Annotated in this window: 16 protein-coding genes and 1 pseudogene; 9 read left to right on the forward strand and 8 right to left on the reverse strand. The window is 75.0% G+C overall.

Going from position 1 to position 21,580, the window contains the following annotated elements; genetic code table 11:
* Positions 1–8: 8 nt before the first annotated feature.
* Entirely contained in the window at positions 9–2,183 is a 2,175-nt protein-coding gene (locus BMY40_RS15005; RefSeq protein WP_093659668.1) for a DUF4139 domain-containing protein, read from the reverse strand.
* Positions 2,184–2,588: 405 nt separating this feature from the next.
* On the opposite strand from BMY40_RS15005, the gene BMY40_RS15010 reads away from it, so the two are divergent.
* Positions 2,589–3,467 (forward strand): extensin family protein, encoded by an 879-nt coding sequence (locus tag BMY40_RS15010; protein ID WP_143071775.1) that lies wholly within the window; start codon positions 2,589–2,591, stop codon positions 3,465–3,467.
* Between the two features lie 125 nt (positions 3,468–3,592).
* Here the strand turns inward: BMY40_RS15010 and BMY40_RS15015 are convergent, their stop codons facing one another.
* Together BMY40_RS15015 and BMY40_RS15020 are read right to left on the reverse strand one after the other, a co-directional pair.
* Complete coding sequence (locus BMY40_RS15015; protein ID WP_143071776.1) at positions 3,593–6,757, reverse strand: AfsR/SARP family transcriptional regulator; 3,165 nt, start codon at positions 6,755–6,757, stop codon at positions 3,593–3,595.
* 241 nt (positions 6,758–6,998) lie between these two features.
* Positions 6,999–7,742, reverse strand: a complete 744-nt coding sequence (locus tag BMY40_RS15020) for a TioE family transcriptional regulator (protein ID WP_093659674.1) — start codon at positions 7,740–7,742, stop codon at positions 6,999–7,001.
* Between the two features lie 58 nt (positions 7,743–7,800).
* Between BMY40_RS15020 and BMY40_RS15025 the strand changes: the two genes are divergently transcribed.
* From BMY40_RS15025 to BMY40_RS15035, 3 genes are all read left to right on the forward strand, one after another.
* Positions 7,801–9,051, forward strand: a complete 1,251-nt coding sequence (locus tag BMY40_RS15025; protein ID WP_093659676.1) for an erythromycin esterase family protein — start codon at positions 7,801–7,803, stop codon at positions 9,049–9,051.
* A gap of 165 nt (positions 9,052–9,216) precedes the next feature.
* Positions 9,217–10,371 (forward strand): Gfo/Idh/MocA family protein, encoded by a 1,155-nt coding sequence (locus BMY40_RS15030; RefSeq protein ID WP_093659678.1) that lies wholly within the window; start codon positions 9,217–9,219, stop codon positions 10,369–10,371.
* The gene (locus BMY40_RS15035) at positions 10,368–11,312 is read left to right on the forward strand and encodes a DUF6807 domain-containing protein (RefSeq protein WP_093659680.1); all 945 of its coding nucleotides are present in this window, start codon (positions 10,368–10,370) and stop codon (positions 11,310–11,312) included. Before BMY40_RS15030 ends, BMY40_RS15035 begins: the two co-directional genes overlap by 4 nt.
* 70 nt (positions 11,313–11,382) lie before the next feature.
* On the opposite strand, the gene BMY40_RS15040 is transcribed toward BMY40_RS15035, so the two are convergent.
* From BMY40_RS15040 to BMY40_RS15050, 3 genes are all read right to left on the reverse strand, one after another.
* A complete protein-coding gene (locus tag BMY40_RS15040; protein WP_245770102.1) occupies positions 11,383–12,051 on the reverse strand; it encodes a peptidoglycan-binding domain-containing protein in 669 nt (222 codons plus the stop codon).
* A gap of 366 nt (positions 12,052–12,417) precedes the next feature.
* A complete protein-coding gene (locus BMY40_RS15045) occupies positions 12,418–12,876 on the reverse strand; it encodes a YchJ family protein (RefSeq protein WP_093659683.1) in 459 nt (152 codons plus the stop codon).
* A gap of 78 nt (positions 12,877–12,954) precedes the next feature.
* Positions 12,955–13,875: a recombinase family protein gene (locus tag BMY40_RS15050; RefSeq protein ID WP_093659685.1), complete on the reverse strand. Its 921-nt coding sequence runs from the start codon at positions 13,873–13,875 to the stop codon at positions 12,955–12,957.
* Between the two features lie 163 nt (positions 13,876–14,038).
* Here BMY40_RS15050 and BMY40_RS15055 point away from each other — a divergent pair, with 163 nt between their 5' ends.
* Positions 14,039–14,764, forward strand: a complete 726-nt coding sequence (locus BMY40_RS15055) for a dienelactone hydrolase family protein (protein WP_093659687.1) — start codon at positions 14,039–14,041, stop codon at positions 14,762–14,764.
* 83 nt (positions 14,765–14,847) lie between these two features.
* On the opposite strand, the pseudogene BMY40_RS29060 reads toward BMY40_RS15055, so the two are convergent.
* A pseudogene (locus BMY40_RS29060) lies at positions 14,848–15,335 on the reverse strand (DUF4158 domain-containing protein); the annotation flags it as partial.
* A 279-nt stretch (positions 15,336–15,614) separates the two neighbouring features.
* Positions 15,615–15,857: an acyl carrier protein gene (locus tag BMY40_RS15065; RefSeq protein WP_093659922.1), complete on the reverse strand. Its 243-nt coding sequence runs from the start codon at positions 15,855–15,857 to the stop codon at positions 15,615–15,617.
* A 118-nt stretch (positions 15,858–15,975) separates the two neighbouring features.
* Between BMY40_RS15065 and ppk2 the strand changes: the two genes are divergently transcribed.
* The 4 genes from ppk2 to BMY40_RS15085 all read left to right on the forward strand — a co-directional run bounded on the left by ppk2 (position 15,976) and on the right by BMY40_RS15085 (position 21,429).
* The gene (gene ppk2 / locus BMY40_RS15070) at positions 15,976–16,857 is read left to right on the forward strand and encodes a polyphosphate kinase 2 (protein ID WP_093659689.1); all 882 of its coding nucleotides are present in this window, start codon (positions 15,976–15,978) and stop codon (positions 16,855–16,857) included.
* Positions 16,858–17,087: 230 nt separating this feature from the next.
* Complete coding sequence (locus BMY40_RS15075) at positions 17,088–18,194, forward strand: CapA family protein (protein WP_093659691.1); 1,107 nt, start codon at positions 17,088–17,090, stop codon at positions 18,192–18,194.
* Positions 18,195–18,423: 229 nt separating this feature from the next.
* Positions 18,424–19,620 (forward strand): extracellular catalytic domain type 1 short-chain-length polyhydroxyalkanoate depolymerase, encoded by a 1,197-nt coding sequence (locus BMY40_RS15080; RefSeq protein ID WP_093659693.1) that lies wholly within the window; start codon positions 18,424–18,426, stop codon positions 19,618–19,620.
* 165 nt (positions 19,621–19,785) lie between these two features.
* Positions 19,786–21,429, forward strand: coding sequence for a substrate-binding domain-containing protein (locus BMY40_RS15085; RefSeq protein WP_093659924.1), 1,644 nt, complete (start codon positions 19,786–19,788; stop codon positions 21,427–21,429).
* Positions 21,430–21,580: the final 151 nt, after the last annotated feature.

Genomic DNA, 21,580 nt, shown 5'->3' on the forward strand with positions numbered 1-21,580 from the left:
GGTTCGGATCAGTCCCTCCGGTTCCCGCCGACCAGTGCCTTGCCCGCGGGGATCCGCACCTCGTACCCGCCCCTGAGGACGGTGGTCCGGCCCGGCTCCAGCTCCACCCGCCAGATCCGCACCCCGCGCACATGGCGGCCGTCGCCGCCGTCGGGGTCGTCGAGGGGGCCGTCGGCGGCCGTCCAGGGCGGCTCGGCCGGGCGCTCCTCGATCCGCACCTCCTTGTCGGTGCCGACGGGCACGCGCTCGCGCACCTCCACCGTGATCCGGTGCGCCAGGCGGTTGGCGAGCTCGACCTCGACGGTGTGGTCGAGCACCGTCGTCCCGCCGCGCAGCCCGGCGGTGGACTCGCGCAGACGCGTGCGCCGCGCCGCCTTCACGCTCTCGACGGCGCCGGTCCCCACCCTGCGGCACTCTCCGGGCGCGAGGGTGGGCAGAGGGGTGGTGAGGACGAAGCCGCCGTCCACGACGACGTCGGCCGGCCCGGCCGGCAGCGGGTGGCCGGAGGCATTGGTCAGCAGCACCGTGCCGTACACGGTCTGGTCCACCGACGGCACGCACACGTACTCCGGCACCGTCTCCACCGGGATCTCGCGTACGGGGACGGTGTGCCAGGCCCCGTCCGCGGCCACGTCCACCGGGGCGGCCGTGTCGTAGCGGTGGTGGAAGGAACCGGCCGATTGCCGTACGTCGACCGCGTGGGAGGGGCGCGCCAGCCGTGCCACGGACTCGGCCCGCCGCCGGTGCTCGGCGACGGCCGTGCCCCGCTCGTCCGGTGCGGGCCGCAGTCTGCCGCGCCGGCCGGGCTCGTCCGGCCCGGCCAGCGTCAGACCGGAGTAGTCGAGCATGCCCTCGGCCGGGCCCGGCGGGGGAGGCGGGGACGGCGGGGACACGGCTGCCGCCCGAGCCGCGGCCCGAAGGCCCCCGGGGGAGGCCGGCGCGAGCGGTGCGGGGGCGGAGGCCGCGGCGGGGGCGCCGTACGCGGCGAACCCGTGATGCGCCTCGGGGAGCGTGCGACCCGTTTCCGGCTCCGCCGCGGCGCCCGGCACCGGAGCCGCGGAGACGGGGGGCGGCGCCCCGCCCGCCCGGGCCGGGACAGGGGCGGGGAGCGGCCCGGGCGGGACGGCCGCGTCGTACCCGGCGAACAACTCCTCCAGCCCCGGCGGGGGTTCGCGCCACCCCCGCGCGGCGGGCTCCTCCTGGCGCCGCCCGATCCGCAGCGACCGCAGCCGGGGGACGTCCGTACGCCGCAGCAGGTCGGCGGTGGACAGGCCCAGCCGTACGCCCGTCCAGTCCTCGCCGGTGCGCTGGGCCACGCAGGCCCGCAGGACGAGCGTCCCGCCGGAGCCGGAGCCGGAGCCGGAGGCCGCGTCGTCCAGCCGCAACTGGTACACCGGCGACCAGGTGGCCCCGGGCACGTGGTACTCGACCTCCAACTCCGCCTCGGCGGAATCCTGTTCGTCCCGGCTTCCGGCGTGCTCCGCCGCCTCCCCGGGCCGCTCCAGCGTCAGGACGGCGGCGGCCGACTCGCCCGCCCGCGCGGCGGGCAGCGCGCTGGAGGCCGCCTCCAGACGGTGGACGAGCACACCGACCTCGTACTCGGCGCCGCTCAGTTCGGCCTCCACAGCCCGCAGCCGCTCGTGGAGCAGTGCCAGCCGGCCGTCCACGAAGTTCGCCAGCGCCAGCAGGGACTCCACCGGAGCCCAGCGGGGCGGGTCCCCGCGGCGCTGCTGCGGCGGCACCGCCCGCAACTCCGCCACCCGCCCGACCTCCTCGGCGAGCCGGTCGCGCCGCTCGCGCAGCCGGTCCAGCCGGTCCTCGGCTTCCTCCAACTCAAGGCGCAGAGCGGGCAGTTCGCGGTCCTGCCGGGGTGCGGCGACCCGTACCACCCGTGCGTCGGTCACCCGCAGTCCGGGCGGGCCGGAGACGACCCGGCCGCGCAGCGAGTGGTCGTACAGGGCGATCGGCAGGCCCTCCACCCGGACACGTACGGCCGCGTCCGGGGCCGCCGGGGGACCCGGCGGCAGGACGCAGCGGGCGCGCCGGACGCACACGGCCCCGACGGCGTGCACCACCACGGACTCCAGAGCCGACTCCAGCACGGGTTCCGGCCCCGGATCCGGAGCCGGCCCCGCGCCGGCCCCCGTCCGCGCACCGCCGCCCTCGGCCGTCCCGTCCGCCATGCCGCCCCCTCGTGCCCCTCGCCCGACCGGTGACCGCACCATAGCCGCCGGACGGGGCGGGGCAGGAGGCGGCGGGGGCGGGTCCGGGACGTTCTCCCGCCTCCGCCCCCACCGCGTACCGCCGCGCACCGCCGCCCTCCGGTCGTTCTCCGGCGGCCGTACCGCGGTCGCGGCGGGGCGAGTGAGACGGAAATGAGACCGGCAGTAGGTGCGCCGCCGACCATCACGGGGACCGGCGATCCGCCCACCCCCTCCGTGCCCGCCCCGGCCCCGCGCTCCACCGCTCTCCCGGGGCCGCGGGCACGTCCGGAGCCGGTCCCCGCCGGAGGAGGCGGGGCTCCGCGCCCCCCTTCCCGCCGCCGGGAGCCCGGAACGGAACCGACGAGTACCGCAGAGGAGCACACCATGCAGGAACCAGTGGACAGACCCGCCCACGACCACACCGCCGGGCCGGCCGCCCCCGCCCCCTCCCCGCGCATCGACCGGCGGCTGTTCCTCGGCGGGGTCGGCGCGGCGGCCACGGCGCTCGCGGTCGGCCCGGCGGGCGCGGCGGCGCAGGCCGCCGAGGGCCCGGCGGCGGCCGCGCTGCCCCGCGAGATGCAGGCGCCCTCGGCCCTGGCGATGAGGACGTTCAGCAGGATCGACGGCACCCCCGTCTACTACTGGCGCGGTGACCGCGGCAACACCACCCTGCGCAGCTGGCAGTGCACCGACGCGTTCTACGACCGGCTGGTGCTGTGGATACGCGACCTGCGCAACCTCTCCGCCGACGGCGGCTTCGGCAGCGTCGACTTCCTGGTGTCCGCCGGCTTCTACGTCAACCGGAGCGGCCAGCACGGCGCCGGCACCGCGATGGACCTGGACATGGTGCGCTGGGCAGGCGGCAGGCGCTGCTCGCCGCTCGACCGCCACCACGCCGAGGGCCGCACCCTGCGCCGCCGCTACCTGGCGGTGGACGCGGTGTGCCGCAGGCGGTTCCGCTACGTCCTCGACGGCTGGTACAACTCCGCCCACCACGACCACATCCACGCCGACTTCGGCGGCCTGCCCACGACGTGCGAGAAGGGCTCCCGCAGCGACACCGTGTTCGTCCAGGCCATGTGCAACAACTTCATGGGCGCCGGTCTGGCCGTGGACGGCATCTGGGGCTCGAACACCCAGACCTGGTTCAACCGCGCGAAGAACCGGCTCGGCATCAGCGGGGACCCGCACTCCGAGATCGTCGCCTGGCGGAACATGCTGGCGCGCATAGCCCGGCACGGCTTCAGCGACACCGCGATCTGAGCCGTACGCGGACCGGGCCGTACGCGGAACCGGGCCGTACGGCGGGCCCGGGCGGCGGTCCGGTTCGGCGGCCCGGGCGGCCGGGACACCGCCCGGGCCGCCGCCCGGCCCCGTGCGGCCACCGCTCAGTCGGCGGCGGGCAGCAGCCGCCGTACGTGCGGGGGAAGGCGCAGGCTGGCCGGCGGCAGACCGTACCGGTCGAGGGCGCTCCGGAAGGCCGCCGCGTGCCCGCCGGCCGACGGGGGCTCCCCGGCCAGCACGAGCGCCGCGCTCAACCGGGCCTCGGTACGGGCGATCTCCACGGGCGCCCGCATCCCGCGGTACAGCGACAGCGCCTCGCGCAGCGCTCCGCACGCCTCCTCCGTCCGCCCGGCCCCGATCTCGGTGTCGCCCAGGCTCCGCAGTGCCTGCGCGGTGCCCGACGCCTCGTTGTGCGCCCGCAGCACCTCCAGCGCGGAGACCAGCGCGGAGCGTGCGCGGGGCCAGTCGTGCCCCAGGACGGCGACCAGGGCGCGCACCCGCTCCACATGGGCCGCGCCGACCTCGTCGCCGATCCCGGCGGTGATGCGCCCGGCCTCCGCGAGCAGGCCCAGGGCCTCCGGCCCGTCCCCGCGGTCGGCGACGGCCTCCGCGCAGCGCAGCAGCATCACCACCCGGGTGCGGTCGGCCGCGGTGTGCCGCTCCAGGGCCCGCCGGTAGTGGTCCACGGCCCCGGCGGCGTCGCCCAGGTCGGCGAGGGTGTTGGCGAGCCCGGTCAGCGAGTACACCCGTGCGCGGTCGGACAGGTCCAGCCGCTCGCACTCGCGCACCGAGCGCCCGTAGTGCTCTGCGGCCTCCGGCAGCCGCCCCTTCAGGGCGGTCGCCTTGGCCACCTGCCAGGTCGCGTCCGCGACGATCTCCGGGTCGCCCAGGTCGCGGGCGGCGGCCAGGGCACGCTCGGCGGTCCGGAGGAGTTCTTCGTAGCGGTCCTGCTGGTACAGCGTCCAGCACAGCGCGAAGTACAGCCTGCAGAGCCTGCGGTCGCCGGCGGCGTCCTCGCCCCAGCAGCCGATCGCGGTGCGGACGACCTCCTCGCGCTCCTTCTCGTAGAAGCGCAGCAGCAGGTGGCCGCCGACCTGGAGGGCCAGGTCGGCGGCCAGCTCCGGACGGCGCAGCCGCGCGGCCAGGGAGACCGCGGAGATCAGGTTCGCCTGCTCGGCGGAGAACCAGTCGGCGGGCCGCCTCCGGGCGGCCCGCGCCGCGTCGGCCGGCGGTTCGCCCGCGCCCTCGACGGGGTCCAGGGCGCCGCCGTGGCCCAGCCGTTCCGCCGCCCGGGAGGCCAGCGCCGCCCAGGCCCGCAGCACCCGCAGGACGGCGGCCTCGCGTTCGGCGGGGGAGTCCTCGGCCAGGGCCCGCTCCGCCGCGAAGTCGTGGACGAGGACGTGGAGCCGGAAGCGCGGCTGGCCTGCCCGGTCCGTCCCGACGGCTTCCAGCAGATGGCGCTCGACCAGCTGGTCGGTGAGCCGGTCGGCCGTGCCGTCGGGCCGCCCGGCCAGCACGCCGAGGACCCAGGCGGGCACACTGCGCGTGTCCAGCAGCCCCAGCCTGCGCAGGGCGGTGCGCAGATCGGGCGCGAGGGACCGGTAGCCCAGGGCGATGCCGGCACGTACGTCCAGATCGCCGACGGCGAGCTGGTCCAGCCGCCGCCGGTGCCGCGCCAGACGGTCGCGGAAGCCGCCGATCGTCCAGTCGGGCCGGGCCGCCAGCCGGGCGCCCGCGATGCACAGGGCCAGCGGCAGATGGCCGCACAGCCGGGCCACCTCCGCGGTGGCGGCGGGTTCGGCGGCGGTGCGCCCGGTGCCCACCAGACGGGTCAGCAGCAGGACGGCGTCCTGGGGGGCGAGGGTGGACACGGTGAACGTACGGGCTCCGGCGAGGGCCGTCAGCCGCCGGCGGGAGGTGGCCAGTACGGCGCAGTCGGCGGTGCCGGGCAGCAGCGGGCGCAGCTGGGCCTCGTCGCGCACGTCGTCCAGGAGCAGGAGCACCCGGCGCCCGGCGAGCCGGCTGCGCAGCTCGGCGGTCCGCTCCTCGGGGTCGGCGGGGATGTCCTGGCCGTCCGCGCCCAGGCCGCGCAGCAGCCGGGCCGCCGTGTCGTACGGGTCGGCGGGCGTCTCCTGGGAGCCGCGCAGATCGGCGTGGAGCTGGCCCCCGGGGAACTCGTCGGCCAGCGCGTGCCCGGCGTGCAGGGCGGCCGCGGTCTTCCCCGCGCCGCCCGGCCCGGTCAGCACCACCACGGGCACGGTGATGCCGCCGCCGCGCAGGGCCGCCCGTACGCCGTTCAGCAGCCGGCCGCGCCCGTACAGACTCCCCGTCACCGCGGGCAGCTGGCGGGGGACCGGTGAGGGTGGCGCAGGCGGTGAGGAGGGCGCGGGCGGCGCGGTCCGCGCCGCCGCCACCGGTGCCGCCTCCGCCGGGGCGTCCGCCGGCTCCGCCGGCCCTCCGCGGCGTTCCCGCCGGACGGCCCCCGCGCCGCCCGGACCGTCCGCTCCGTCCGGCGCGCCGACCGCCGCTCCCTCGAGGATCCGCCGGTGCAGCTCGCGCAGCTGCGCCCCCGGCCCGACGCCCAGGTCGTCGCCGAGCCTGCGGTACGCCTCGCGGTAGCAGGCCAGCGCGTCGGCGCGCCGCCCCTGTCCCGCGAGCGCGAGCATCCGTCTTCGGTACAGGTCCTCGCGGTGGGGCTGCCGGGCGAGGAGCGGATCGACCTCCGCGAGCACCCGCTCGTACTCGCCCAGGGCCAGCCGTGCGTCCAGCAGGGCCTCCACGGTCCGCCACCGCTCCTCCTCCAGCCCCTGGCGCGCGGCCGGGACGAAGGGCTCCGAGCAACCGCTGAGCGCCGTGCCGCGCCAGCAGCCGAGAGCGGCGGAGAGCAGCTCCGCCGCCCGGCCGAACCGCCCCGCCTCCGCCTCGCCGCGGCCCCGGGAGGCGTGGTCGCGGAAGACGGCGAGGTCGGTGGTGTGCGTTCCGGACCTGAGCAGATAGCCGCCGTCGGTGGTCACCAGCGCCTCGCGCCCCGCACCGCCCGCATCCGTCCGCAGCCGCCGCCGCAACCCGCTGACCAGGTTGTACACCTGGGCACGGGCGCTGCCGGGAGGGTCCTCCCACAGCAGGTCGACGATGCGGTCGTGGGGGAGCACGTATCCGGTGTTGAGCACGAGCAGCGCCAGCAGGGATCTCTCACGGCCGGCGCGCGGGCCCAGCCGCGCGCCGTCGTGCCGTCGTATCTCCACCGGCCCCAGGATTCCCAACTCCACTCGTACGAGCCTCCTTTCGCGTACCGGACGGCCGCGGCCGGCCGCCGAGACCGGTGGGCCATACCTTCCCCGGCAGTTGTGGCATGTACACGAAGGCGAGGTGTCGGCTCGCCGAGGAACGGGGGACACCGCGCCGGGCCGTACACCGGACCGTACGCCGGGCGGGCCCCGGTCCCGGGGCCCGCCCGGCGCGCTGATCGCACCGTCGACGGCCCCCGCCCTCCGGTCGGCGGCCGAGGTCTCATCCGCGTTCCCGGAGGTACGCCTCCAGTTCGGCGGCCCCGGCCAGCATCGCCCGCGAGCGGGCGGACAGCCGGCCGTGCCAGTCGCGCAGCACGGCCTCCAGCGGCTCCAGCCCGCCGGCCGCCCGCACCCGGTCGATCAGCGGGGCGATCTGCTCCAGCGGATGGCCGCCCCGCCTGAGCTGGTGGACCAGCCGGGCGTCCCGTACGGCGTCCTCGCCGTAGACGCGGTACCCGGTCCGCGGGTCGCGGTGCGGGCGGACCAGCCCGGCGCGCTCCCATTTGCGCAGTGTCGCGGGCCGGATGCCGAGCTTCCCGGCCAGCGGCCCGATGAACGTGCTGCCGGAGCCGGATGCCGCGTCCCGCCCCGGCCCCGCACTGCGCCCGGCTTCGGGTTCCAGATCGCGCAGGGCGCTCTCCACGGCCCGGAGGGTCCGCCGGTCCTCGAGGAGCTGGGCGTGGCTCTCGTCGACGAGGCGGAACGCCTCCTCGTCCGCACCCTCGTTCACCGCACGCATGATCGCCGTCGCCCCCTGATGGCCGTGGCCGGGCACCAGGGCGAGGAAGGTGCGCAGCGCCCGCGCGTGCAGCGGGGTGTAGGTGCGGTAGCCGTGGGGCGTGCGGTCGGCGGCCGGGAGGATGCCGGCCGCCTCGTAGTTCCTGACCGCCTGCGTGGACAGACCGTGCCCGCGCGCCAGATCGACCGGCCTGAGCCGCTTGCCGCTTTGAAGGTTTCGCGCCATGTGGCCGACGTTATCGCGGAAAAGTCTCCACCGAGGGTTCAACGATAGCGTTGAGGCCATGGTTACCGACACCAAGGACACCGCCCATCCCGTCGAGGCCGCCGCCGTCATGGGGATGCTCCCCGGCCGGCCCCGGCTGCTCGCACTGGGCGAGCCCACCCACGGCGAGGGCGCGCTGCTGGATCTGCGCAACGAACTGTTCCGGCAACTCGTCGAGGAGGAGGGCCACCGGACGATCGCGGTCGAGAGCGACTGCATGGCGGGCCTGATCGTGGACGACTACGTCACCTCCGGCACGGGCACCCTCGATCAGGTCGTGGAGAGCGGATTCAGCCACGGCTGGGGGGCCTTCCCGGCCAACCGCGAACTCGTGCGGTGGATGCGCGCCCGCAACGTCCGCGTCGCCGAGGAGGGCAGGCCCGCGTCCGACCGGCTCCGCTTCGCCGGTTTCGACGGCCCGCTGGAGATCACCCACGCCGCGAGCCCCCGGCAGGCCCTCACCGCACTCCACGGCTACCTGGCGGCCCATGTGGACGCGGACCTGCTCCCCTGCACCGCGCGGACGCTCGACCGCCTGCTCGGCCCCGACGACCGGTGGACCGACCCCGCCGCGATGACGGACCCGTCCCGCTCCGCGGGGCGGTCGGCCGAGACCGGCAGGCTGAGACTGCTCGCCGACGATCTGGTGGCGCTGCTGGAGGAGCGGACGCCGCACCTGATCACGGCGACCTCGCGGGAGGAATGGGACCGGGCGCGCCTGTACGGGCGTACCGCGACCGGGCTGCTCCGCTACCACCGGCGGATGGCCGACACCTCACCGAACCGCCTGGCGCGACTGACGAGCCTGCGGGATTCGATGATGGCCGGCAACCTCCTCGCCCTCGCCGAACGGGGTCCGGTGTTCGTCCACGCCCACAACGCCCATCTCCAGCGGCACGAGAGCAGGATGCGGATGGGCGGCAGGCCGCTGGAGTGGTGGAGCGCGGGCGCACTGGTGAGCGCCCGGCTCGGGAAGGAGTACGCCTTCGTGGCCACGGCCCTGGGCACGATCCGGCACCGGGGGGTGGACACCCCGCCGCCGGACACCCTCGAAGGGCTCCTGTACGCGGTCCCTCGGGACCGCTTCCTCATCGACGCCCGGCGGCTGGCCGCAGCCCTCGGCAGCACGCGTCCCGAGCCCCGTGTGTCCCCCTGGTTCGGCTACGCCCCCCTCGACCCGGCCCATCTGGCGGACAGCGACGGCGTCGTGTTCGTCAAGGACGTCCCGCGAAGCCGACCGCCCGCAGGGCCCGTGTCCCCGCGGGGGTGACACCCTCCGCGCAGCCGGTCCTCCTGCGGCGGAACGGTCCGCCGCAGGAGGAAGGGGCTCGCGGATCGTGGCGCACGGGCCCTTTCCAGATGCCCGTGCCGCTTCTAGGGTCTAGGTCGGTAAGCGCTTTCTGCCGCCGTCGGCCACCGAAGGAGCCCGAACCCGATGCCCCCGGTCACCCAACGCCTCCGCGCCGCCGTCGTCGGCGCCGGAGCCATCGCCACCGTCGGCCATCTGCCGGCCCTCGAGGCCCACGCGGACGAGGTCGAGCCGGTCGCCGTCGTCGACGTGGACGCCGGACGGCTGGACGCCTTCCGCGCGCAGGCCGGCACCGCAGTGGCGGGCTACACCGACCTGGACCGGATGCTGGAGCGGGAGAGACCCGACCTGGTGCTGATCGGCACCCCGCCCTCCCTCCACCGGGAGCAGACGACGGCCGCCCTGCGCGCCGGCGCGTGGGTGCTGTGCGAGAAGCCGCTGTGCCTCTCCCTCGCCGAGTACGACGAGATCGCCGCCGCCGAGGGAACGCGGGAGGAGGGCGGCCCGTACGCCACCGTCCTCTTCCAGCACCGCTACGGCTCCGGCGCCGTCCACGCCCGCGAACTGCTCGCCTCCGGCGCACTGGGCGCCCCGCTCGTCGCCCACTGCCAGACCACCTGGTACCGCGACGCCGCCTACTACTCCGCCCCCTGGCGCGGCCGGTGGGCCACCGAGGGCGGCGGCCCCACGATGGGCCACGGCATCCACCAGACGGACCTGCTGCTGCACCTGCTCGGCGACTGGGCCGAGGTGCGGGCCATGGCCGGACGCCTGGTGCACGACGTGGAGAGCGAGGACGTCTCCACCGCCCTGGTCCGCTTCGAAAGCGGCGCGATGGCCACCGTCGTCAACAGCGTCCTGTCCCCTCAGGAGACCAGCCGCATACGGATCGACTGCGCCGACGCCACCGTCGAACTCACCCATCTGTACGGGCACTCCAACGACGACTGGGTCTACACGCCCGCCCCCCACGTGGTGTCGGCCCCCGGCGGAGCCGACCGCGTCCGCGCCTGGCGCACCCCGGCGGCCGACCTGCCCAGTTCCCACACCGCCCAGCTCGCGGCCGTACTCGCCGCCCGGCGCGCGGGCGTCCGGCCGCCCGGCAGCGGCCACGAGGCCCGCCGCACGGTGGAGTTCACCGCCGCCCTGTACAAGGCCGCCTTCACCGGGCGCCCGGTACGCGCCGGCGAGATCGCCCCCGGCGACCCGTACTACACCGCCATGCACGGCGGCCACCCCGACTGGGCGCCGCGCACCTCCCCGGCGGAGGCGGCCCGATGAGCGCGCCGCTGAACGTCACCCACGTCCACGGCGAGCGGATCTCCGTCTCCTGCGGCGCGGTGGAGCTGATGGCCTACGTCTACCGGCCCGACCCGGACGCCTTCGAGTCCCGCAAGCCGTACGCCCACCCCCTGCGCACCCTGGCCGGCCGCACCGTCACCGGCTACCGGCCCAGCGACCACCGCTGGCACAAGGGGCTGCAGATGACCGCCAGCCATCTGTCCGGGCAGAACTTCTGGGGCGGCAACTCCTACGTCCACGGCCGCGGTTACCTGCCGCTGCGCGACCGGGTGGGGTGGATGCGGCACGACGCCTTCGACGCGGTGGACGTCCTCGGCCCGGACGGGGACCGGGTGCGCATGGCCGAACGGCTGACGTGGATCGAGAACGGCGGGCGGGAGTGGGCCCGGGAGACGCGGACCGTCGAGGTGCACTCGGCCGAGCCCGAGGAGGGCGCCTGGGCGCTGGACTGGTCGATCCGCCTCACCAACATCCGCGCCGAGCCGCTGGTGTTCGGCTCCCCGACCACCGCCGGGCGCGAGATGGCCGGCTACACCGGCCTCCACTGGCGCGGCCCGCGCGATCTCACCGGCGGCGACGTCCTCGGCCCCGGCGGCCGGGGCGGGAAGGGGGAGGCCGGCGCCGCGGCCATGATGGGCACGCGGGCACCCTGGCTGGCCTTCACCGCCGAACGCGACGCGGTGGACGCGCACACCACCCTGGTCTTCGCCCACGCGCCCGAGAACGACGGCGCCATCCACGCCTCCCACTGGTTCGTACGATCCGAGCCGACCCCGGTCGTGGCCTTCTCCTGGGCCTTCTTCGAGGAGTTCGAGCTGCCGCCGGGCGAGAGCTTCGCCTACCGCTACCGCGTGGTGATCGCGGACGGCGCGTGGGACGGCGACCGGGTGGAGTCCTGGCTCGGGGCGCACGGGTGGTGAGCGCACGGATGGTGGGCGCGGGGGTGTTGGGCGCACGCCCCGTCCGCGGGACGGCACGCCGGCGCGCCCGTCAGGTGCGCGCCTCCAGGTCGCGCCGGGTGTCGTCGCCGTACACGCCCTCCTCGTCCCCCCGGATGCCGTACCACTGCTGGTAGCGGGCGACGGCCTCGGCGACCTCGGCGTCGTAGCGGCCGTCGACGTCGCCGCCGGGGTAGACGTCCTGGATCTGGCGCAGCCGCCGCTGGAGCTCCGCCACCTCCGGACCGCTGTCGCCCTCCCGCAGCATGCCCGACGCGGGGCTCCGCGACTGCTGGGAGGCGGGGTTGGGCGGCGGCGCGGCGGACGCCGGCGGAGTGGGGACCGGCTGCGCGGGCCCGGACGGCGTGTTGTCCGGAGCGGTGGCGGGCGTGGAGGGGGCGGAGGCCTCGGGTTCCGGAGAGCCGGACGCGGACGGCGGGTCGTCCGGCCCGGAGTCCGCCGGCTCCGAGGAGGGAGGCGGGCCGCCGGACAGCGGCGTACGCGGGTCGGCGGGCGTCAGGACACCGGAGACCACCAGCAGGGTCGCCAGGGCGGAACCGATCGCGCCGGTCGTCAGGACCAGGGCGGTGGTGCGCGGACCGCGGCGCCCGGTCAGGAAGCCCGTGCGCGGTTCGGGGGGTGCGACGGACTCGGCCGGCGCGGCCGGACCGTCCGGGCCGGAGCCGCCGGCCTCCGCGTCCCGCGGACCGGCCCCGGACACGCCGCCGGGCCGCCGTGGTGTGTCCGGTTCCGGACGGTCCCACGGGCCCAGGGACCGCGGCCGCCCGGCGGCCTGACGGCGAGACTGCGGCCTCGGGTCGGGACGCAACGCCATCTCCCCCTCCTGTTCCTCCCCCGCACCCGCACGGCGGGGCGCGAAGGGGACCGCCGTGCGCCCGCGCGAACGCTCCGCGGCCGGTGCGTACCCCACCGCACCGCAGAGTACGCGGTCGCTCACGGATGGTCCCCGGAAAGGACCTTACTCGGTCACCGCCGCACCGGAGCCGGTCGTGCGCCGCCGGTGCACGGCTTCTTCACGTCTTCCCCCGGCCGGGCCGCTCCCGGCGCCCGGGGCGCTCGAGGACGGTCAGGGGGCGCCGGAGGCGTCGAGGTAGACCCATGCGCCGGCGTGCCGCACGAAGCGGCTGTGCTCTTCCAGGACCCCCTCGCGCCCCCGCTCGGTGAAGTGGGCGCGGAAGGAGACGGTCCCCTCGTTGTGGAAGGGACTGCCGCCGGTGGCGCCGAGGACCTCCAGCCGGCGCCACCGGGTCTCCGGGTCCGGCTCCAGCCGCTCCGGCGCGGTGTCCGGATGCCAGGTGCGCAGCAGATACGCCCGGTCGCGCACGGCGAAGGCGCTGTAGCGGGAGCGCATCAGGGCCTCGGCGGTGGGAGCGGCGGCCGGGCCCCGGTGGAACCGGCCGCAGCAGTCGGCGTAGGGGGCGGGCAGCCCGCACGGGCAGGGCGCGCCGGGGGAGAGGGGAAGGGAGGAAGGGGCGGGCGAGGCGGAGGGAGCCTTCTGGCGCGGACGGGATCGGCGTCGGGACATGCCTCCATGGTGACTGCTGTGCGGGGTCGGCCTCGGGGAACATCGGTACAGCGGTCAACGCCAAGGTGATGATCTTGGTCAGGTCGGGGCTCCGAGGCCGGTGACGTGGTCCTCGTACTCGCGGCGGGCCTTGCGCTGTGCCGGAACCGCCGGGGCGCCCCAGGCGCCGTCGAGCGGCCGGCAGCGGGCGAGGAGTCCGAGGTGCACGGCAGGGACGGCGCTGACGCGCAGGGTGTGGCCCTGCCCGCGTCGTACGGTCACCCCCTGGTCGAGCGCGTCCCGCTCGGCGGGGTCCGGTTCGGTGCGGCGGAGGAAGTCGGCGACCGTGCCCGGCATGTCGAGGGTGACCGGCAGTTCCGGGGCCGGGGAGTTCTCCTCGATGGCGGCCTGGTCGGGCAGGAGGTCGGCGACGGCCGTCCGGATCGCGCCGCGGCTGACGCCGTGGTCGCGGGCGAGGGCGGCGATGGAGCGGCTCTCCAGGTAAGAGGTGCGCACGTCGGCGGTCTTGTCGGCCGCCACGGTGGGGCGGCGGCCGCCCTTGCTGCCCTTGGCCTCGGCGGCGCGCAGGCCGTCGTACGTCAGCTCCCGTTGGAGGTCGCGCTGGAGTTCGCCGGCGGCGAGGGTCTGCACCATGAACCTCACCGTGGACAGCAGCTCGCCGGTGCTCGGGTGGCGGGCGGTGAGGTCCATCGCGGAGAACGCGCCGTCGTGGACGCGCAGGGCGAGGCGGTCGCGGTGGAGGACGTCGAGCACGTCGAGGATGTGCCCGGTGCCGCGTACGAGGCGGAACATCTCGGAGATGCGCACGGTGTCGCCCGGCCGGGCGTAGTCGAGGAGCGCGCGGAGCTTCGGGCGCTGGAGGGGGTGGAGGCGGCTGGAGGTGCCCGGGTCTTCCTCGAAGACGACCGGGTCCTCGATGCCGGCCTCGTCCAGGACGAGGTTCTGCCGGGCGGTGGACTGCTGGTCGGTCGAGACCCGCTTGTAGACCAGGTTCGCCACTCGGGGCCTCTTCCGTGCGGAGGATCGGAACCTATCTGCCGTCAAACGATCGTTTGACGACAGGGCAGTCGACGCGTCCGGGTGATGTGGCCGGGACAGATTGCTGTCTGCCATCGGTGAACACCACCCCGAGCGGGCGCAACGGTCATTACCGTCCAGTCACATGACGACGGTCACAACTCGTACGGTCGAATACCCGGCCGACAACCTGACGATGATCGGGTACCTCGCGCTCCCGGCCGGTGCCGAGCGTCGGCCCGCAGTACTGATCGGCCCCGAGGGGGTGGGGCTCAGCGATGTCGAGCGCCGCCGGGCCGAGGCTCTGGCCGAGCTGGGGTACGTGGCGCTGGCTTTCGACCTCCACGGTGGACGCTATCTGGAAGACCCAGAGGAAATGTTGGCCCGTTGCATGCCGCTGCTCGCCGACCCCGACCGGATGCGAGGAATCGGTCACGCCGCGCTCGACGTGTTGCGTGCCGAACCACGGGCAGACCCCGACCGGACCGCCGCCGTCGGCTACGGCACCGGAGGCGCAGTCGCACTGGAACTCGGCCGTGATGGCGTCGACCTGCGCGCGATTGGGACAGTCAACGCACTGACCACGGGCCGACCGGGTGAGGCGGTACGCATTCGCTGCCCGGTGTGGGCCGGGGTCGGGTCGGAAGACCCGATCATGCCGCCCGCCCAGCGGGACGCGTTCACCGCAGAGATGCAGGCTGCGGGCGTCGACTGGCGCCTCGTGGTCTACGGAGGGGCCCTTCACGCCTTCCACCACCCACCGGTTGACCACACCGTGCGTCCCGGCGTCGGCTACCACCCACGGCACGCACAGCGAGCCTGGCGTGACATCGTCGCTCTGCTCGCCGAGTGCCTGCCCGTCACGGATTGATCCGATCGGCTCCTGACACTCACTCCTGCCCGCCGTCGTCGTCTTCGTCCGGCTCCGGTGCGTCCGGAGCGCGGACCAGCTCCGCCAGGGGCTCGGTGACGGTGACGGCGCAGCCAGCCCACCGCCTGGTTGAACAGCGCCGCCGGCCCCTCGGCGTGCGTCCACGCCCGCCCGTGCAGGAACGTACGGAACCGGCGCGACCACTCCGCATCCTCGTACTCGCGGTACTCGTAGGCGTCCCGAATCCCCCACGCGCGCTCGTACGCCGTCGGCTTGCGCTCGGTGTACGCCTTCACGCAGGAGACGTCCTCGATGCCGAGCTGCGCGGCCAGGTGCTCGACCACGACCCACGGCGCGTCCAGCGGGTCGTCCGGGAGGAACCGGCCGATGTGGCGCACCGTGCACATCCGGGGAGCGAACCCGAGCCGACTGTGGTCCCGCGCCGCTTCGCTGTCAGCTTGCGGTCCTCGTCGTCCAGGAAGAAGAACCTCTCCAGCTCCGGCCGGGTCGGCTCCTCGTCGAACTTGCCGTACGACGCCGCCTGCTCATCGGTCAGGAACTCCACTGGCATGGACGCGACGCTATCGGCGCCCGCGGCCGCTCAGGGATCTTCCGCCGAACCTCGCCGCCGGGCCTGCCGCCCGTGGTAGAGGCCATGATCACCGGCTTGGCGTCGACCGCTGTACCGATGTTCCCCGAGGCCGGGGGTCCGGTGCGCCCCGGGGCGAGCGGAGCCGGGACGGTGGGGCACCGGAACGGCGGAGCGCCGCCGGACACGCGGCGGCCGGGGCGCCCGCGGTACCGCCGTACGCGGCCGCGGGCGCCCCGGCCCGCCGAAGGGGACCGGGGCCTACTGGGCCGCCGGACCCGCGTCCTCGGTACCGGACAGCTGGGCCAGGTACTTGTGGCACTGGGCGGCGCGCCGCGAGTCCTCCTCCATCACCTTGCGGAAGAAGTCGGCGATCTCCTGCTTGCCCGCGTTCTCGGCGTCGCGGACGTACTGTCCGTAGTCGTGTCCGGCCTTCAGCGCGTGGTACTGCACCGAGATCAGGTCGTAGACGACATCGCTGAATCCGGTCTCTCCGGTTGCCATGCTCATCATCTCCGGGTCGGGTCACATGGATCGTTCCTCCGTGTTTCCCGGTTTCACCTGGGAAAACAGTATTCGTCAGCGGAAGTGGAAAACATCCGGAAGGTGTGGGAGGGCGCGTATGCCGCGACAGGACGGCGGGAAGCGGTCGCCGAAGAGGCCCGGAGGGCGGCGCGCCAAGCTGCCCCGCCCGGTGTACGAGAAGGAACTGCTCCGGCTCCAGGAGCAGTTGGTGATGATGCAGGAGTGGGTGCGCTCCACCGGCGCCCGGCTGGTCGTCGTCTTCGAGGGGCGCGACGCGGCGGGCAAGGGGGGAGCCATCAAGCGTGTCACCGAGTACCTCAACCCGCGCGTGGCCCGTATCGCCGCCCTGCCCGCGCCCACCGAACGCCAGCGCACCCAGTGGTACTTCCAGCGTTACGCCGAGCAGTTGCCGGCGGCCGGCGAGATCGTGCTGTTCGACCGCAGCTGGTACAACCGCGCGGGCGTCGAGCGCGTCATGGGGTTCTGCACCGACGAGGAGTACGTGCGCTTCCTGCGCCAGTGCCCCGTCTTCGAGCGGCTGCTGATCGAGGACGGCATCCTGCTGCGCAAGTACTGGTTCTCGGTGAGCGACGAGGAGCAGGAGAGGCGGTTCCGGTCGAGGCTGGATGACCCGATGCGGCGCTGGAAGCTGTCCCCGATGGACCTGGAGTCCCGCGTCCGCTGGGAGGCGTACTCGCGGGCCAAGGACGAGATGTTCGCCCACACCGACACTCCTGAGTCCCCCTGGTACGTCGTCGACGCGGACGACAAGCGGCGGGCCCGGATCAACATGATCGCCCATCTGCTGTCCGGCGTTCCGTACCACGAGGTCGAGCCGCCGGAGCTGAGCCTGCCGCCCCGGCCGCCGTCCACCGGCTACCGGCGGCCGCCGATGGAGACGCAGACCTGGGTGCCCGACCACGCCGCGACCCTGGAGGGGGCCGGGCGGGAGCGGGGCGGGGAGCCGGGCGGCGCGTAGCGGCGCGCCCATGCCGTGTGCCCGGCGTACGGGGGTCACGCCGGGCACACGGGGCCCGCCGGAGGCCACCCGCTTCCCGCGGGCTCCGATTGCGCGGTGCGCGGTCTCGCTCCGCTTCTCCGCGTCCGGTGGCCGCCTCCGGGGCCACCACCAGGACACCACCGACGGTCCCCTGTCCCGGGGGCCGACCGGCCCCCGGGACAGGGCGGGAGGGTCCTACCCTTGGAGGCATGCGCGGGGCCGCGGTCACCCTGTTCCTCTGCGGTGACGTGATGCTCGGCCGGGGCGTGGACCAGATCCTCCCGCACCCTGGTGATCCGGCGCTGCGCGAGGCGTACGTCCGGGACGCCCGCGCCTACGTCGAGCTGGCGGAGGCGGCCAACGGCCCGATCCCCCGGCCGGTCGGCTTCGAGTGGCCCTGGGGCGAGGCGCTCGCGGCGATCGACGAGGCCGCCCCCGACGCCCGGATCGTCAACCTGGAGACCGGTGTCACGCGCAGCGGCGCGTTCGCGCCGGGCAAGGGCGTCCACTACCGGATGAGCCCCGCCAACCTCCCCTGCCTGTCGGCCGCCCGCCCCGACGTCTGCGTCCTGGCCAACAACCACGTCCTGGACTTCGGCCGCCCCGGTCTGGAGGAGACGCTCGACGCCCTGGCGGACGCCGGGCGGGCGGCGGCCGGAGCGGGGCGGGACCTCACCGCCGCGCGGCGGCCCGCGCCCGTGCCCCTCGGACACGGGCGGCGGGTGGTGGTCCTGGCCTTCGGCATGCCCTCCAGCGGCATACCGCCGTCCTGGTCCGCAGGCCCCGGCCGGCCCGGCGTGGACGTCGTGGCCGAGCCCTCGCCGTCCGCCGCCGCGGCCGTGGCCGAGCGGATCCGCCGGGTCAGGCGGCCGGGCGACATCGTGGTCGTCTCGGTCCACTGGGGGCCGAACTGGGGGTATGAGGTCTCCCGCGAGGAGACCGGCTTCGCGCACGCCCTGGTCGACGGCGGCGCGGACGTCGTCCACGGCCACTCGTCGCACCACCCCCGGCCCCTGGAGGTGTACCGGGACAGGCTCGTGCTGTACGGCTGCGGCGACCTCGTCGACGACTACGAGGGCATCGCCGGCCACGAGCGGTACCGGGACGACCTGCGGCTGCTGTACTTCGTCGGTCTGGAGCCGGACGGCCGGACGGCCGGCGTGCGGATGGTGCCGCTCCAGGCCCGGCGGATGCGGTTGCGCCACGCCTCGCCGGAGGACGCCGGGTGGCTGCGGGCGGTCCTGGACCGCACCGGCCGCGACCTCGGCACGCGTGTCGACCGCGAGCCGGACGGGGCGCTCGCCCTGCGGTGGTGATCCGTCCGCGCCCCTCGGCCGTCCTCGGCGCCCGCCGAGTGACCCCCGCGGACGGGCTGCCGCGGCGGGTACGGGAGAGGGGTCCGTCCGCGGTCTTCCGGGGCAATGTGGGCGGCGGCCACCGGCGTGCCGGCGACCCTGTGGCTCCGGCATGTTCGAGTGATCTGCGTCACGGCCTACGGTACGGGCACCGATTGTCAGGTCCCTTTCAGGCGTAAGGACCCCCCTCATGAGAGCCACGAACCTCCTGCGCCGCGCGGGTGTGCTGCTGGGCACGCTCGCGCTGGCGTTCACCGGGCTGTCCGCCGCCCCGGCGGCGGCCGCCGAGCTCGAACGCGTCACCGGCTTCGGTTCCAACCCGGGCGCGCTGACCATGTACCGCTACGTCCCCGACGACCTGCCGGCCGGAGCCCCGGTCGTCCTCGTCCTGCACGGCTGCACCCAGGACGCGCCCGGCTTCACGGCCACCTACGGCTGGCGCGCGTACGCCGACGCGCGCGGCTTCGCGCTCGTCGCGGCCCAGCAGGAGACGGCCAACAACAGCTCCCGCTGCTTCAACTGGTTCCAGGCCGGGGACACCTCGCGCGACCGGGGCGAGATGCTGTCGCTGCGTCAGATGGTCGCCCACACCGTGAGCGCGGTGGGGGCCGACCCGTCCCGGGTGTACGTCGCCGGGTTCTCCGGCGGCGGGGCGATGGCCGCGAGCGCGCTCGCCGCCTATCCGGACGTGTTCGCGGGCGGCGCCGTGCTGGCCGGCATCCCGCACGGCTGCGCCACCAGCATGGCCCAGGCGTTCGGCTGCATGAACCCGGGCGCCACGAAGACCGCCGCCCAGTGGGGCGACCTCGTCCGGGCGCAGAACCCCGGATACGGCGGCCCGTGGCCGTCGGTCGCCGTCTGGCACGGCACCGCCGACACCACGGTCGTCCCGGCGAACGCGGACGAGCTGGTGAAGCAGTGGACGAACGCGCACGGCACGGACGCCACCGCGGACGGTACGGCCTCGCTGCCGGGCGGGGTGACGCGACGGGACTACGGGTCCTCCGCCGGCACCGCCGTGAGGGACTACCGAGTCTCCGGCATGGGGCACGCCGTCCCGGTGCGCCCGTCGGAGGGCTGCGGCACCGCGGGCGCTTACACCGCCGACCTGATGTGCTCGACGGCGTACATCACCGCCGACTGGGGCCTGGGCGGCACCGGCCCCGGTGACCCGGGCGACCCCGGAGAGCCGGGCGACCCGCAGACGCCTGCCTGCTTCACCGCGAGCAACTACACCCATGTGCAGCAGGGCCGCGCCACCGTCCGCTACGGCTACGCCTACGCGGTCGGCTCCGGTGACGCGCTGGGGCTGTGGAACGTCTACACCGTCACCTCGCTCACCGAGACCGAGCCCGGATGGTACGAGAGGACGGCCTCCTGCGGCTGAGGCCCGCGGGTGCGCCCGTCGTAAGACCCGCCGTACGACGGGCGCACCGCCTCCCAACAGCCGGTGAACACTCGCCGAAAGCCGGATACACCACTTCGCCGGAGCCCGGCCCGCTCATATGTTTGACGGCCCTTCACCATGTTCTCCACGGGGGTCGGACAGGCCATGGACATGCTTCGGTGGGAAGTCGTTCTCGCGGTGCTCGGTGTGCTCGTGCCGATCGTCGCCGCGCTCTACGAGTTCGTCTTCGTCGGACGCAAACGGCTCGGTTACCGGGTGCAGATGGACACCACCGCCACCGACGCCGTCCACGCCCGGTACGCCGGAATCCAGTACGCGGGGGCGCTGCAGCAGCTGCAGGACGGCGACGGCACCCGGCTGGTGGACCCGTCGTTCGTCCTGCTGCGCATCGAGAACAGCGGCGCGACCCACATCGACATCGACGACTACGCCGTCCTCCCCGACGACAGGGTCGGTGTCCGGGTCGAGTTCCCCGGGCGCAGGGTGGCCGGGATGGTGGTGACCGAGCTCAGCGACGACTTCCTGCGCCCCTGCTTCAGCGACGACTCGGGCCTGAGCGTGCGCGACGGCGTCATCGAACTCCCCAAGGTGCCGCTCAACCGCTCCGCCCACTACAAGGTCCTGGCCGCCCTCGAACGCACCGGCGAGACGGGGACGGGCGCGGACCCGCAGGCGCCGTTCGAGCCGCCCAGGGTCATCGGCGGGATCAAGGGCGGCGTGGGCAACGGCGGCATACAGGAGACCAGGAGCCAGACCGGGACGCCGTGGCAGGCCGTCGCGCTGGTCTGCTTCCTGGTCCTGGTCATCCTCGGCCAGCTCGCCTTCTCCGTGTTCGGCCGCGAGGACGCCGCGGCGCCGCTGGACTGCGCCGGCGGTGAGCTCACCCTCACCGGGTCCACCGCCTTCGAACCGGTACTGAGGGAGGCCGCGAAGGCGTACCAGGAGACCTGCGGCGAGCAGGGCGTGACGTTCCACCACGACTACCGCGGCAGCAAGGAGGGGCTGGACGCGCTGGCGCGGGAGGGCGCGCGGGAGGGCGAGGGGAACACGCGGATGCTGGCGTTCACCGACGGGGGCAAGCGGGACGACCAGCCGCTGCTGCTGCCGCGTCCGGTCGCCTTCACCCTCTTCACCCTCGTCGTCCACGAGGACACCGGGGTCCGGGACCTCACGCTGGAGCAGATCGGGGACCTGTACGGCGGGAAGATCACCAACTGGAAGGACGTGGGAGGAGCGGACCTGCCCGTCCGCCTGGTGAGCCGCCTGAGCAACTCCGGTACCCGCGACGTCTTCGAGGAGCGGATCTTCAGCGGATCGCGGCGGCTCGTACGCACCTCCGACGACTGCCGCACCCCGCTCCCCGGCATGCCGCGCGGCCCCGTCAACTGCGAGCGGGGCTCCACCGCCGGGGTGCTGGACGAGGTGGCGCGCACGCCCGGGGCGATCGGCTACAGCGGCCTCGACGACGCGTCCGGCCGGAAGGACCTGCGGCTGGTGCGCATCGACGGGCAGCGGGCCACCCTGGAGGCGGCCGACCACGGGGCCTACCCCTTCTGGGAGACGGAGTACGCCTACACCTACGGCGAGCCGCCCGCCAGGTCCCTGGCCGCTGGCTTCCTGCGCTACCTGACGAACGAGGTCGGCAGGGACGTCGTGCGTTCCCGCGGTCACCGTCCGTGCGCCGAGCTCCAGAACCCCGTGCTGTGCCGCCCCGCGCCGCAGCCTGCGCGGCCTGCGCGGGCCGTGTCCTCGCGGGAGGCGGGGGCGGGGGAGGGTTCCGGCGGGTGACCGCCGCCGCGCTCCGGGGGCGGGCGTGAGCGCCGCCCGGCCGTACAGCTCCGGGCGGCGGCCCCCGGAAACCTCTGGTATGCCTTGAATGCCGCGAAATTCTCGAATGTCGTGGACAACGCTCGAACAGGACAAGGCGAACTGGAGATCA

Origin of the sequence: Streptomyces radiopugnans (assembly GCF_900110735.1) — a bacterium.
GTDB lineage: Bacteria > Actinomycetota > Actinomycetes > Streptomycetales > Streptomycetaceae > Streptomyces > Streptomyces radiopugnans.

Excerpts from the sequence above, each read along its gene's own strand:
- BMY40_RS15005 (WP_093659668.1), bottom strand. The coding sequence starts at position 2,183 with ATGGCGGACGGGACGGCCGAGGGCGGCGGTGCGCGGACGGGGGCCGGC.
- BMY40_RS15010 (WP_143071775.1), top strand. The coding sequence starts at position 2,589 with ATGCAGGAACCAGTGGACAGACCCGCCCACGACCACACCGCCGGGCCG.
- BMY40_RS15020 (WP_093659674.1), bottom strand. The coding sequence starts at position 7,742 with ATGGCGCGAAACCTTCAAAGCGGCAAGCGGCTCAGGCCGGTCGATCTG.
- BMY40_RS15025 (WP_093659676.1), top strand. The coding sequence starts at position 7,801 with ATGGTTACCGACACCAAGGACACCGCCCATCCCGTCGAGGCCGCCGCC.
- BMY40_RS15030 (WP_093659678.1), top strand. The coding sequence starts at position 9,217 with ATGCCCCCGGTCACCCAACGCCTCCGCGCCGCCGTCGTCGGCGCCGGA.
- BMY40_RS15035 (WP_093659680.1), top strand. The coding sequence starts at position 10,368 with ATGAGCGCGCCGCTGAACGTCACCCACGTCCACGGCGAGCGGATCTCC.
- BMY40_RS15045 (WP_093659683.1), bottom strand. The coding sequence starts at position 12,876 with ATGTCCCGACGCCGATCCCGTCCGCGCCAGAAGGCTCCCTCCGCCTCG.
- BMY40_RS15055 (WP_093659687.1), top strand. The coding sequence starts at position 14,039 with ATGACGACGGTCACAACTCGTACGGTCGAATACCCGGCCGACAACCTG.
- BMY40_RS15065 (WP_093659922.1), bottom strand. The coding sequence starts at position 15,857 with ATGGCAACCGGAGAGACCGGATTCAGCGATGTCGTCTACGACCTGATC.
- ppk2 (WP_093659689.1), top strand. The coding sequence starts at position 15,976 with ATGCCGCGACAGGACGGCGGGAAGCGGTCGCCGAAGAGGCCCGGAGGG.
- BMY40_RS15075 (WP_093659691.1), top strand. The coding sequence starts at position 17,088 with ATGCGCGGGGCCGCGGTCACCCTGTTCCTCTGCGGTGACGTGATGCTC.
- BMY40_RS15080 (WP_093659693.1), top strand. The coding sequence starts at position 18,424 with ATGAGAGCCACGAACCTCCTGCGCCGCGCGGGTGTGCTGCTGGGCACG.
- BMY40_RS15085 (WP_093659924.1), top strand. The coding sequence starts at position 19,786 with ATGGACATGCTTCGGTGGGAAGTCGTTCTCGCGGTGCTCGGTGTGCTC.